Annotated in this window: 12 protein-coding genes; 8 read left to right on the top strand and 4 right to left on the bottom strand. The window is 40.7% G+C overall.

Annotated elements, in window-relative coordinates; genetic code table 11:
- Window position 1 precedes the first annotated feature (1 nt).
- Window positions 2-997, top strand: coding sequence for an adenosine kinase (locus tag CH362_RS16610; protein ID WP_100711441.1), 996 nt, complete (start codon window positions 2-4; stop codon window positions 995-997).
- On the opposite strand, the gene CH362_RS16605 is transcribed toward CH362_RS16610, so the two are convergent.
- The 4 genes from CH362_RS16605 to CH362_RS16590 are packed head-to-tail and all read right to left on the bottom strand — an operon-like array spanning window position 994 to window position 4,841.
- Window positions 994-2,259 (bottom strand): LIC11270 family surface protein, encoded by a 1,266-nt coding sequence (locus CH362_RS16605; protein ID WP_100711440.1) that lies wholly within the window; start codon window positions 2,257-2,259, stop codon window positions 994-996. The two genes, CH362_RS16610 and CH362_RS16605, sit on opposite strands and share 4 nt — an antisense overlap.
- The gene (locus CH362_RS16600) at window positions 2,256-3,077 is read right to left on the bottom strand and encodes a hypothetical protein (protein WP_100711439.1); all 822 of its coding nucleotides are present in this window, start codon (window positions 3,075-3,077) and stop codon (window positions 2,256-2,258) included. Before CH362_RS16600 ends, CH362_RS16605 begins: the two co-directional genes overlap by 4 nt.
- Window positions 3,074-3,901, bottom strand: coding sequence for a tRNA pseudouridine(38-40) synthase TruA (gene truA / locus CH362_RS16595; protein ID WP_100711438.1), 828 nt, complete (start codon window positions 3,899-3,901; stop codon window positions 3,074-3,076). The genes CH362_RS16600 and truA overlap by 4 nt, the downstream gene beginning before the upstream one ends.
- Window positions 3,902-3,959: 58 nt before the next feature.
- Entirely contained in the window at window positions 3,960-4,841 is an 882-nt protein-coding gene (locus CH362_RS16590; protein WP_100711437.1) for a DUF2225 domain-containing protein, read from the bottom strand.
- A gap of 134 nt (window positions 4,842-4,975) precedes the next feature.
- On the opposite strand from CH362_RS16590, the gene CH362_RS16585 reads away from it, so the two are divergent.
- The 7 genes from CH362_RS16585 to omp85 (CH362_RS16555) all read left to right on the top strand — a co-directional run bounded on the left by CH362_RS16585 (window position 4,976) and on the right by omp85 (CH362_RS16555) (window position 13,228).
- Window positions 4,976-6,085: an LIC11274 family protein gene (locus CH362_RS16585; RefSeq protein ID WP_100711436.1), complete on the top strand. Its 1,110-nt coding sequence runs from the start codon at window positions 4,976-4,978 to the stop codon at window positions 6,083-6,085.
- A gap of 196 nt (window positions 6,086-6,281) precedes the next feature.
- On the top strand, window positions 6,282-7,079 hold the full coding sequence (locus CH362_RS16580; RefSeq protein WP_100711435.1) for a lysophospholipid acyltransferase family protein: 798 nt from the start codon (window positions 6,282-6,284) through the stop codon (window positions 7,077-7,079).
- Window positions 7,076-8,551 carry an acetyl-CoA carboxylase biotin carboxylase subunit gene (locus CH362_RS16575; RefSeq protein WP_100711434.1) on the top strand — a complete coding sequence of 492 codons (1,476 nt, stop codon included), beginning with the start codon at window positions 7,076-7,078 and terminating at the stop codon, window positions 8,549-8,551. Before CH362_RS16580 ends, CH362_RS16575 begins: the two co-directional genes overlap by 4 nt.
- The gene (locus tag CH362_RS16570; RefSeq protein WP_100711503.1) at window positions 8,548-9,027 is read left to right on the top strand and encodes an acyl-CoA carboxylase biotin carboxyl carrier protein subunit; all 480 of its coding nucleotides are present in this window, start codon (window positions 8,548-8,550) and stop codon (window positions 9,025-9,027) included. The genes CH362_RS16575 and CH362_RS16570 overlap by 4 nt, the downstream gene beginning before the upstream one ends.
- Window positions 9,028-9,252: 225 nt before the next feature.
- Window positions 9,253-10,776, top strand: coding sequence for an Omp85 family outer membrane protein (gene omp85, locus CH362_RS16565; RefSeq protein WP_100711433.1), 1,524 nt, complete (start codon window positions 9,253-9,255; stop codon window positions 10,774-10,776).
- A 10-nt stretch (window positions 10,777-10,786) separates the two neighbouring features.
- Entirely contained in the window at window positions 10,787-11,473 is a 687-nt protein-coding gene (gene lsa25 / locus CH362_RS16560; RefSeq protein ID WP_100711432.1) for a surface adhesin Lsa25, read from the top strand.
- Window positions 11,474-11,713: 240 nt separating this feature from the next.
- Window positions 11,714-13,228: an Omp85 family outer membrane protein gene (omp85, locus tag CH362_RS16555; protein ID WP_100711431.1), complete on the top strand. Its 1,515-nt coding sequence runs from the start codon at window positions 11,714-11,716 to the stop codon at window positions 13,226-13,228.
- Window positions 13,229-13,230: the final 2 nt, after the last annotated feature.

The raw sequence follows: 13,230 nt of genomic DNA, 5'->3' as shown, positions 1-13,230 counted from the left end.
AATGAAACATTACGACGTATTCGGAATAGGGAATGCACTTGTGGATATTCTGATCCCTACCGAAGATTCTTTTTTACAAAAAATGGGCTGGAACAAGGGAATTATGACCTTGGTGGATGCAGAAGTACAGGGTGGAGTTCTTACCGCTTTGGACGGACATAAAAAAGAATTAAGATCTGGCGGAAGTGCTGCAAATACAATGATCGCTCTTGCGAATTCTGGCGGTACTGGAACTTATACCGGGAAAGTAAGCGAAGACACTTACGGAGAATTTTACAAACAGGATATGGAGAAGGCAGGGATTTTATTCGAAGTTCCTCCTTCCAAAGAAGGACATACTGGAACCTGTGTGATCCTGACCACTCCTGATGCAGAAAGAACCATGCTCACTCACTTGGGGATTTCGTCTACATTGACCAAACAAGATTTGGATCTGGAAAAACTGAAAGCGTCTTCTTATAGTTATATAGAAGGATATCTTTGGGATGGACCGTCTACCAAGGAAGCTTGTCTTCTTGCAATGGAAGAATCCAAAAAAGCTGGAGTAAAGGTAGCATTTACTTTTAGCGATCCATTCTGTGTAAATCGTTCCAGAGAAGATTTTTTAAAACTCACTAAAGAATATTGTGATTTAGTTTTTTGTAATGCAGAAGAAGCGAAGGCACTCGCTGCAACTGAATCCAAAGAAGATGCTTTAAAATTCATCTCTTCACTTTGCAAAAATGTGATGATGACGGATGGTTCTAATGGAGCATTCGCTTCTGTAAATGGAACGATTAGTCATATAGGTGGATTTCCAGTTCAAGAGCTATTGGATACTACTGGAGCTGGAGATAGTTTTGCTGCGGGTGTGCTTTATGGACTTACCCATAGATTTTCACCTGAGAATGCAGCAAGATGGGGAAATTACGTTGCTTCCAGGATCGTCCAAGAGATTGGGCCTAGACTTTCTGTCAGACTTATGGGAAGACAGGAAGAAATATTAGGAAAAGTTTAAGGACAAGAATAAGACAAAGACATCGTGCTCATATTTCCGTTCTCCGGAACGGAAAATGTGAGCGGAGTTCCTACGATCGTATCTGGAAAACCATCCAGGTTTCCTGTATCAGCTAAACAATACAGTTTATGAGTTCCAGAATTGATGTATTTGATCTTTACTGTTCCATTTCTTGCAGGAGTGGCAGCTAAAGGAAGTTTGCTTAGAACATTGGTTTCATTCTCTCTGAAAACTGCAAAGTAATGAGTCAGGTTCCCAGAACCACCAGTGATAGCTAAAGAGGAAGCTCCGCTCGGATAAATTGTCCTGGATCTGGACAAAATCCCACCACCCATATCAGTTTGACCTGAATGATTCACTTTCCAATCACTGATAGAGATTAAAGTAGCAGCGGTACTTCCGTCAGCAGCTTTGATTGAGTGAACCATTAAGTTTTCTTTAAGGTTCATTCTTACTTCAAAAATATAAGGCTCGTATCCAGGTTTAAAATCCATATCCGCTTCTCCAGGTTGAACCGAATATAGAAGAGGGAATACTAATGGATAACCTGATTTGTCAGTAGTTCCTGCAGGATAAGCAAGTCTTGGAACTATATTAAATCCATAAACACCATAGTTATCAAAGAAAGTTACCTTTGTTAGGTCTACTCCTGGTGAATTTCCCCAACCAGTAACCAAAGAACGGATATAAGTTCCTGTATAATAATACTGGCTTGCGAGCCCGGTATTGGTTCCCGATGTAGGATCATTAGAAGGGAATTCTGCTCCCTCTCCATTTAAGAATTGGATCATTTTGAATTCACCGTTTAGGGAACGGCAGGTATTTGCATTCAATGTATAAGGTTGGGTGCAATACACTTCTCTGTTAGGAGCAACGTTATCCCAGAAAGCTTTTGCAGCTGCAACAGTTCTGATCTGAGAAAGATTGTTTAGACCATCTTGGTATTTGGAAGAAATACGGATCTCACCTATATCAATATAGATGGGAAGATTTGCCATTTTAGGAAGAGCACCTAAATTAAATGTAGGGTCTCCAGAGGCATCTTCATATACATTTCCAGTTCCGTTATTGTATTCTGAAAATTCTAAAGGACTATCAGTGGCATAAGTACCTTTCATTAGAAGTAACATTCTGTTATTGAAAAGAGTACTAACTACCGGATTGTCTGTTGCGTTTCCTTCCCAATGCCCTACCTTACAATCTGAAAAGAATGCTAATAAGAAGGAAAAAAGGCAGAGAATACGATTCGCTTTGGAAATCATAAGAATACGCTCACCATTAAACCGAAATGGAAAAATTCCGTATCCACTTTATTGTAATAATACGGGTTATTCAACCTGGAATCTACAGTAGGACCTACATAAGGATACTTTGTTTCCGCAGGCGAATTTAAATCTGATTCATAAATTTTATTATAATCCAGTCGGATACCGATCCGGAGCTTCTTCCCCGCAACGAAACTTGCCTCGAATCCTGCGTATAGGGTATCGTTCCAGCGAGAAGTGTTTGCGGGTCTTGCAACCACATAGGTTTCTCCAAACCCTGCCTTTACCATAAATGTGATCGGAAGTTCGAATGGAAGTTTATAACATAGGGCAGAATATACCGGGATTGTAGTAAGAGCTCTTTCCGATCTGGACAAATAGTTAGAGTAGGAAGCTCCTACTTCTACATAAAAGATCCAAGGCCAAGGAACTCTGTAAAAAAATCCACCGCCCAAAGTGGTATCTAAATATTTCTGAGCTTCTGATCCAGGAAATGGGTTAGAGGCACCAACCCAGGCGCCGATTTCCTGTTTTCTATTATCATAGAATGAAGGAAGTTCTTCCTCTAATTCTTCGTCGTCTGAGCCTTCTTTTTTATCAGAGCGAGTAAGTCCGGAAGAAGGTAGATTTCCACTTGCTTGTGCCAGGATCAATTCTCCATTCTTAAAACTGTTTCCGATTTTATTAAAATCCATAGGAGGAGAAACAGGGTTTCCTCCCAGGTATTTTACAGTTTTATTATCCAGTTGGTCTGGATAAGCGAATGTTTGCGCCCATGGAAAAAGTAAAAATGCAATCGGCAGTAGTTTTTTCATCTAGGAACCCCGCCGAATTCTTTCCTGTTTTGGTACATACGATCTATCTCAGGAAAAGAATCGTAGTATGCTTTTAGAAAATACAATCCGTAAGGGGGGAGAGTGATCCCTGCTATGGTTCTATCTTTGGAAGAAAGTATTTTCAATATATTCGTCTCTTTGCGCTTCTCTATCGCTATTTCAAAAAGTGTTCCGGTCAGGATCCTGACCATATTATGGAGGAAACCGTTTGCCTTGATCCGTAAACGAAGAAGTCCGGGCTCTTCTTCACTTTCTATAAGGTTAGCATCATAAATGACCCGATTAGTTGTCCTACGGTTCCGCATCGAAGTCGCTTTTGCCAGGCTTCGAAAGTCATGCTCTCCCTTTAGTAGTTCCAGTTCTTCTCTTAAGCGGGAAACGTCAATCCGATGTTGGTACCAGAATGCTCTGTTTTTCCAAACTGGTCTTGGGAACCTTGCGTTTACCAAAAGGTATTCGTATTCTCTTGCTGTACAGGAAAACTGAGAATTGAAGTTTAACGGAACTTCTGTGATCTCATGGATAGCCAGACCTCGGTCGGTGAGTGCATTCATTCCAAGTAGGAACTTCGACAGGTTAGGAATAGGGGAATCCGTCTTAAAGTTTACAATCATTCCCCTGGCGTGGACACCAGTGTCTGTTCTTCCCGCACCCCAGATCCTGGTTTGTTTTTTTAGAAGTATTTCCAGAGCCTTCTCTATTTCTTCCTGAACTGTGGGGGATTGTTTTTGGCTTTGGTATCCGAAAAAACATCCACCATCGAATTCGATCAGTAGGGCATAGTTTCTAGGATCTTCAGTCATAGTCGGGAACAAGAGTGGGATGGAATAAGACTATGGGGAGAAGGGAGAGACAATTATCTTATTTTTCTCCGCCCATTTCCTCTATGATCTTATTATATTCATCATAGAGTTCTTTGGCCATATCAATGATCACGGAAGGTTTGGACTTAGAAGCCTTACCTGAACCGTATAATCTAGAAAGAGTTCTTTTGGCACGGATTAGAAGGTTCAGTTTAGAAGCAGCGTCCGATGCAAGTTCTTCCTTGAACTTCATTGTGAGATATGCGGAAAGATAAATAACTCCGTCAAATCCCCAGTTTTTATCTGTATCAGGTCCGAGTAGGTAGGAAGCAGCATCTACTGGTTCTGAACCGGATTGCATGATTTCCATTGTGTCCGTATACCAGCCCGCAGACTTTTGGTATAGAAGGTCCCGGATCTTATCATAGCCCAAACCTGGAAATTCGGTGTTCACATCATCGAAGTACCAAGCACCTCGAACAGCGCAGACTGCTTTTTTAGGTGTAGGAGCTACTGTCACTTTTCTGGATTGGTAACATTCTATCGCTAATAGATAAGATGCGGCTCCCAGGATCAGATTTCGTTCTTGGTAAAAGTCAGTAGGTCCCATGATGGACTCTATGTTTTTACGCCTGATCTCTGCAGATTCTCTCAATTTTGCGAGCTCATCCGCATCTAGGCTTGACCAGTCCTTAGGAAATGCAGTATAAAGGCAACGTGGGCATACGTTTAGAACGTAATCGTTCGGGGAAACCCTGCCGAACTTTTTGTTTTTTTCGTATAAGCGACGTAATTCCTGGGTGAGTTTGCCTGCGATTAGCCTTCCTCCCCCTTGGAACATACTTTCCCTTTGGTGGACCTCGCTACAGATAGGGCATACCGTATCTTCTTTATTACGAAACGAGATTTTTTTGCCTTGGGCTAATGCAGTTGCTGTCATACGAAGAATTTCCGGAAAAATCGAGCCGGAAGCGTCAATTCTCACCGTATTCTAACCGATAGACTAAGAAGAAAAGCACGATTTTCGGGTTGAACCCGGTCTTCTCAGGAAGATAGTAAGGAAAAGGTCCTACAATGAAAAAACTTCTCGTTTTCATGATTGCGATGTTAGTCGCCCCAGTTCTATTACACGGCGAAGCCGTTTCTATGAAATCGTATAAGAAGAGAATAGAGCTCTTAACATATTTGAGAGCGATAGAGCCGGTCGTAAAAAATTATCCGGGAGAGGTAAAATCCTCCGGAACGGGTCAGGCCCAGGCAGATGGGGAGAGACTCGCGAAGTATAAAGAACTAAAAAGATTGTACCAAGAGGGTCTTCTGTATTTCTTCGAAGGGAATTTCGTAAATTCTTATCGTAGATTTTTGGAATCCCAACTTGGAATGGAACTTCTTCTGGAAGAACTTTCACAAGCTTATGTGGAAAGAACAGAAGAGATCCTAAAAACTGCGATCGAAAAGAAAAATCCAAACAATCCTATGGATAGAGCACTTGTGGATATTTCCGTAGAATATGGAAAAACAAGTTATATCCGCGCGGACATCAAGGAGAATAGAGAAGCTCCTAGTACCCGCAGGATGTACAACCCGAGAGAATTCCATTACGTGGTGAATAAATACACTATTGAAAAAAATATGGAGTTAGGTTATCAATTCTTGGGAGAAGCCAAAGAAGCTAGGAATAACGCACTTAAGATAGAAAAACATTTGGAGAAACACCAAAAACTCCAACCTGAGCATAGAAAACATCGTATCGAAATGTATTTGGGAGCGATCAATCTTTGCAGGGACGCAAGATCTAATGCGATGAATATTTTCAAACTCAAGTATCCTTATGATAATTATTATCTACAAAGATCAGACGCTAAGACTGAAGAGACTCGTAACGAGATCGGTGAGATCACTCCAGGCGAAGTTGTTTCTGTAGAAGGAGTTACTTATGACTTCTCTACAAATCCTTTGGTTCGTGCAGATAATAGAATGAGTCCTGTATTCGATAAAAGAATCCCGGATGATTATCGTAGAGACGCTGTAGATATTTTAGGTAGAGTTTATGACGACGAGATCGACAATAAACTGTATCTTCGTTGGGATGCTGAAACTCGTAAAAAACTTCTGGGAGATAAAATTCCTCCAGGAGCTGCGAAAAGAAAACAAGCAGCAGCTGCAAGCCAACCTAATAAATAAGATCTTTCCATTCTTCTGAAAAATGAAAAGGCCTGTTTCCGAAAGGAGCAGGCTTTTTTATTTCTATAATTCCATTCTACTTAAAGCGAACATTGTAAGTTATGTCCAAGAAGAATTGTTTCATTCTGGTTTCTCGTTTTGAATACTTCTAAGAATTTGCTTTCCTTGTTCAGTGATGTACTAAAGCATAGTTCGCATGAATCCACTCAAGTTTATGGAAAGCCGTTTGGGCAGGTTTTCCCCGAAGTATCGTAAACTGGTATTACGCACCTATGTCGTAACCTTAAGATTGGTACTTACGGTAGCATTTCCGAATATGGTTGCCGGGATTTTTTATGCGATCATAGGTAATAGAGAAAAGCAGTACGTTTCTTTTTTAAAGGGTTCTAAAACTTGGGGAACCGCAGTCATCAAAATGACCAAAACGGATCTCATGATTAAGAATGAAATGCAGATCCCTGAAAGGGGTCATATGATCTTCTTAAATCACGTCAACGAAATAGATTTTCCTTATGATTGCCTAGTAGTGAACAAACCTTATTTAGCAAACCAAGTGATTAAAAAAACTTTAGTGGCTTATTGGTGGATGAAGGCAATGGGATCTCAGGTTTTCGAAACTTCCAAGGCGGCAACGATCGCAGTATCCGTTCGTAATTTGATAAAAGGACTTTCTACTACTTCTTATATAGTATATCCGGAAGGTCATAATTCTTATTCTGAAATTATCCAACCTATGCAAAAAGGGATGATCAAACTCGCGTATGAGAATAAGATTCCTGTAGTAGTGGTCTTAAAATCAGGGATCACCACTTACCAAACAGAACCTATGTTTGCTAAAGTAGCATACAAGTTTATAGGAAGATACGAACCCTGGACTTACGCTAGCTGGGAGAGTTTTAGGGATTTCTTGTACGAAACCATGAGCAAGGAAAAGATCGCATTAGACTCCGAGATCGGAACAGTGCGCGAACCTGTCTCTTCTAAATCCAAGTGATCAAAAGACTACTCATTGCAAACAGAGGAGAGATCTCTCTCCGTATCCAAAAAACCTGCAAAAGATTGGGCATCGAAACTGTAGCTGTATATTCAGATGCGGATAAGGATGCTCCATTTGTAAAAGCAGCGGATTTTTCTTTTTATTTAGGAGAGTCAGAACCTTCTAAATCTTATTTAGTAATTCCTAATATACTTAAGGCCATCAAAGAAACAGGAGCAGATTCTGTTCACCCTGGTTATGGGTTTTTATCCGAGAAGGCTGAATTTGCAAGAGAACTTTCTAAAGCAGGAATCTCTTTTTTAGGACCTAAACCTGAAACTGTGGACCTAATGGGAGACAAGATCCGTTCTCGTGCTGCCATGGAGAAGGCTCGCGTTCCAGTTGTTCCTGGATACGAAGGCGATTCCCAAGAACATTCTGTTTTACTAAAAGAAGCAGAAAGGATAGGATTTCCTGTCATGATCAAGGCGAGTGCAGGCGGCGGCGGAAAAGGGATGAAACGTGTCTTTTCCAAAGAAGAATTTTTGCCTGCATTAGAATCCGCCCAAAGAGAGGCGGGAAACGCTTTTGGGGATGCGAGAGTATTTTTAGAAAAGTATATTATAAATCCTAGACATATAGAAGTTCAGGTATTCGGAGATTCTTCCGGAAAAGTGATCCATCTTTTCGAAAGAGAATGTTCCATTCAGAGAAGGCATCAGAAAGTAGTGGAGGAATCTCCCGCACCTAATTTGCCTTCTGAACTGAAACAAAAAATATGTGATGTAGCTGTTAAGGCCGCTTCTTCCATTGGTTATATTGGTGCTGGAACAGTTGAATTCATTTTGGGAGAAGATGGAGCATTCTACTTCTTGGAAATGAATACAAGATTACAGGTAGAACATCCAGTTACTGAATCTGTAACCGGGTTTGATTTGGTAGAATGGCAGATCAGAATTGCAGAAGGTGTGAGTATTGAAAAACTCACCGAAGGAAAATCTCCTTCTCAGAGTGGGCATGCGATTGAGGTTCGATTATATGCGGAGGACCCTGAGAATGAGTTCTTACCTTCTATCGGAAAGATAGAACTCGCCAGATTCCCAGAGGTCCAAAACTTAAGAGTGGATTCTGGTGTAGTGACTGGTTCCGAAGTTTCCCTCTATTATGATCCGATGCTTGCAAAAGTAATTGGGATCGGAAAAACAAGAGAAGAAGCGCGTAAAAATCTGATCGCAGGTCTCGAAGACACAATTGTATTTGGGCCGATCACAAATCTGAATTATCTAAAAGCAATCTTGGAACATTCTGAATTCGTAAATGGAAACACCAATACTCATTTTTTAGAAAAACATAAAATAGTTTGGGAAGAATCCGGAGAAGAAAAAGAGGCACTCATGAGAACTGCTTCTTTCCTTGCAAACCGTACAGTGAAAACTTCCTCCGTATGGGAAGCCGTCGGGCCGAACGGAGTTTGGGGAGAAATATCTTGAACCGTTTGTTCAGACTCCAATGGAAAGAAAAAGAATATGTATTAGATCTGGGAGATTTTTCCTCCAGACTATTCGGTCCTGAAAAAAAATGGGAGTCCCTTCTTACTCATTATTCTTGGACTAAAGAAGAGGATGGCTCTTATTCTTTGCCTGATGGAAGTGTTGCATTACTTAAAAGTGGAAAACTTTTCATCCATACTAAAGGAAAAACATTCCAATTTGCGATTAAAGGTAGAGAAGTTTCAGATGCACAAGCCGCTTCTTTAGAGATCAAAAGTCCAATGCCTGGAAAGATCATCAAAGTAGAAGTGAAGTCTGGTGATTCAGTTAAAAAAGGACAGACACTTGCAGTTGTGGAAGCAATGAAGATGGAGCATGCATTAAAAGCCGGGGTAGATGCAAAAGTACAAGAGGTACTCGCTCATCCAGGTGATATAGTTTCCCAAGACCAGTTGCTTATTAAATTAGGCGAATAATAAATTTCCCTCACGCACATACTGAAATGTTTTCTAAGAATGAAACATTTCAGTATTGTTAAAAATTAAATTCTTATTTCGAACAAACGGTATGACAATTTTAGAATACGGTTCGATTCGACGCCCCTGACCCTAGATCAAAAGAAAAGGTTCCAGGAATAAATTTGACATCGGGTCAGACACTATTATACATTGCGAATTCCATAAAAATTTTCAGGTTACTGCATGAAGCATTTCCTTACTCGCATAGGCATAATTGCTATATTGGCCTTTGTTTCGACTCAAAGTATCTCCGCTGATCCGGGGCTCTTAGATGGTTGTGAAAAACCACCTGAAAGAACGGATCTACCATTCTTTATTAGTCCGAAAAGACAACTTTGTAAAAAGGATCTAGAAAAGAAGAAAGAAGGTTGGTTTCCGACTGGACTTCCTCTTTTAAATTCAGATCCGAATACAGGGATTGGTTACGGTATTCGTGTATTCGCATATAATAATGGAAAGAAAGAAGATCCGTTTTTCGAATATACTCCTTATAAATTCAGGATTTACGCTCAGTACTTCAACACCACAAAACAACGTCAGTATCAGGATATCGCTTTCGATGCTCCTTATGTGTTTGGAACACAATGGCGTTTGAGAGGAGAAGGTGTTTATGATGCCAATCCGAATACTTTATTCTTTGGTATTGGTGAATCTTCTCTCCAAACCTTAAGTTATACTGACAGGAATCAAGATGGTGGCGCGGTTCATACCAACTCAACTTTTGCTGACCAACAAAGAAACTTGGCCTATACTAGACCGGGTGGACCTGGAGATCCGGTAGATATCAACGGTTCGGTATACAATGGATTTCCGGCGCAAAACGGATTTAGAGTGACAGACACTCAGTATAACCGCTATAATTTGATCTCTCCTACAGCAATGCTAAGTGGAGAAAGATCTTATGTCGGTGGAACTGTCCGACTCGTTGCAGGACTTCGTATGTCCCAGAATATTGTAAGAGCATTTGACGGAACTCTTGCGAATGGAACAGATCCTTACTTAGATGGATTCGGGATCAATTCCGGTGGAAAGGCGATTAACGGTACTACTAAAATTACCGAAGATTATAATTCCGGAAAGATCTTAGGTTATCATGGTGGTATGGTAAACACACTTCGCTTAGGAGTTGTTTATGATACAAGAGACTTGGAGCCGGATCCTAACCAAGGTGTGTTCTTAGAAGCAACCTACGAAAGATCTGCAAAAACTTTCGGATCTAATTTCGATTATTCCAAATACTTTGCTCAAGGAAAATTCTTCTGGAGTCCGTTCCCAAGAGTTTTCGACAAATTGGTTCTCGCAGGACGAGGTGGTTTCTCTGTTACAGAAGGTGACGCACCATTCTTCGAATACCGTAATATGTGGGGAACAGAAGGTGTGATCTCCGGACTAGGTGGACGTACTACATTAAGAGGTTATAAACAAGACCGCTTCGTGGGACGTGCAATGGGTTGGGGTAATATCGAACTTCGTTGGAAGTTTGGATCTCTTTCTGTGGCGGGACAACACTTTGCATTTAACTTAGTTCCATTTATGGACTTCGGCCGAGTTTGGGACGACGAACATAAGGTTGGAACCAAGGATTATAAATATTCTCGAGGTATCGGACTTAGGATCGCTTGGAACCAAACAACGATCATCATGTTCGACTACGCTGTTTCCAAAGAAGATAAACAGTTATTCGTAAACTTCAACCACGCGTTCTAAGGAAAAAGAAATGAGAAAAGTATATTATATAATAAGATCATTATTCACCTTATTCGCGTTTAGTATGCTCGCGATGGGTTGCGAAGAGAAATTAGATCGTAGTCCTTACGGCTTCCGAGAAGAGGATGATAGCGACTTAATAGCAGGAGCGATCTTCTTCCAAAGTTTCACAAACAATGGAGATGGAACAACATCAGATTCGACAAGCGGTTTGATGTGGAAGACTTGTAGCCAAGGTCAAGTATTCAGTGGAGATGCAACTAATTTCAGTTGTAGAGGAGCAAACGGAACTTTATCAAATCCAAGTTCTTTCGGAGCAAAAGAATTACAATATTGTAGTGTTGATCTGAATTCTTGTAACACATTAGGAATTCCTCAAACTCTTACAAATGTATCTCCGATTGGGATTCCCGGAAATTCAGAAGCCTTTGACTCATGTGCAAATGATAACACAGGTGGTCATACGGATTGGAGAGTGGCTAGTTTCTTAGAGTTAAAATATTTAAGCTCTAATAGTCGTAACTTCATGCTATTGAAATTCCCAGATACAATAGAGTCTTTCTATTGGAGTTCCACAGCTAATGAGCAAGATGTGGCTGGTAAAACTTCTAGAGCAGTATCTTTCACCAGAGATAGATTTGGGGAAGATGAATCCTTTAGTAAGACTTCCCGTTACTTTATTCGCTGCGTAAGATAGTTTACAAATTTATAATGCCCTTGTTTGACTGAGCAAGGGCCACTTATATATCTCTTATATCTGGGGCGAAATCGTGTTTTTCTAATGTATGGCCGCTAATTTTTTTATATCCCCTGTGATGAAAGGGAACTTTTGCGTGATGAATGGGGTCATCAAAACCTTAATTCGAAATTTTCAATTGACATAAGCTCTTATAACTTCAATAACTAACGAACTTAAAATCTTAAATCCGGAGTATACATGAGGATTAAAGAAATTAAATCGTTGGTGCTAACGATTTGTTTTGTAGCAAGTTTCAACATAGAAGCCCAAGATTTTATCCCTGAACCGGGATGCGAGAAGCCTCCTGCGCGCAAAAATATGCCGTTTCATATGGATTCTTCTAAACAGCTTTGTTCAAAAGACTTAGCCGTAAAAAGAGAAGGCTGGTATCCTACCGGACTTCCATTAATCAATTCAGATCCACTTGAAGGCGTTGGGTTTGGTGTTCGTGCGTATGCATATAATAACGGTCTAAAATCAGATCCGTTATTCGATTATACTCCTTATAGAGTAAGATTTTTCGCTCAGTATTTTAATACTAGTAAGAACGCTCAATACCATCAGCTCAGTTTAGATATGCCGTTTATTGCGAATACGCAATGGCGTCTTCGTGCAGATGCGTTTCTAACAATTACGCCTACCACTCTTTACTTTGGAATAGGCGAAGGATCTCTTAAGACTCTTAGTTATTTCGATCGTAACCAGCCTGGTGGTGATTATGTTAATAACGCTACTTTCGCTGATCAAAGTAAAAATTTCAGTTATTATAGACCTGGAGGTCCTCAGGACCCAGTTTCCTTCGGCGGAAATACTTATTACGGAGTTCCAAGCCAGCCAGGTTTCGTTGTTACTAACAAAATGTATAACGGATATATCATAGAAACTCCTATGGTCAACCTGAGTACTGAAAGATCTTTCTTTGGTGGAACAGTTCGTTTGGTCGCCGGGATTAAAGCGTCTGAAAATATTATCAGAACCTTTGACGGAAGAAAGGCACCGGGTTACGATCCAGTTCTTGGTATGGATTATGGAGCGAATGTACCTAACGCTAAAACACGTCTGACTGAAGATGCAGAAGCAGGCAAAATTTTAGGTTATCACGGTGGTTACGTAAACGCAGTTCGTCTCGCATTAGTATATGATACGCGAGACTTCGAGCCAGATCCGAATAGTGGTGTTTTCTTAGAAGGAACTTTCGAGAAAAACAGCAAGGCATTCGGTTCCGATTTCAATTTCCAAAAATACTTTGCTCAAGGAAAATTCTTCTGGAGTCCGTTTCCTAAAGTTTTCGACAAACTCGTTATCGCTTCCCGTTTTGGAGCAGGCTTGTCAGAAGGAGATGTTCCATTCTTCGAATACCGTAACATGTGGGGAACGGAAGGTTTGATCGGAGGACTCGGAGGAATTCGTACGATCCGTGGTTATAAACAAGACCGTTTCGTAGGAAGAATGATGGGTTGGGGTAATATCGAAGTTCGTTGGAAATTCGGTTCCCTACGTGTAGGTGACGAATACTTCGCATTTAACTTAGTTCCATTTATGGACTTCGGCCGAGTTTGGGACGACGAACATAAGGTCGGAACCAAGGATTATAAATATTCACATGGTCTCGGACTTCGGATCGCATGGAACCAAGCTACGATCATCATGATCGATTGGGCAAAGTCTAGAGAAGACGAACAATTATTCGTAAACTTCAGCCACGCGTTCTAAGG

It is taken from the genome of Leptospira saintgironsiae (assembly GCF_002811765.1).
In the GTDB taxonomy this organism is placed as follows: domain Bacteria; phylum Spirochaetota; class Leptospiria; order Leptospirales; family Leptospiraceae; genus Leptospira_B; species Leptospira_B saintgironsiae.
Note: the sequence above shows the minus strand (reverse complement) of the source record. Positions and strands in the feature narration are given on the sequence as shown.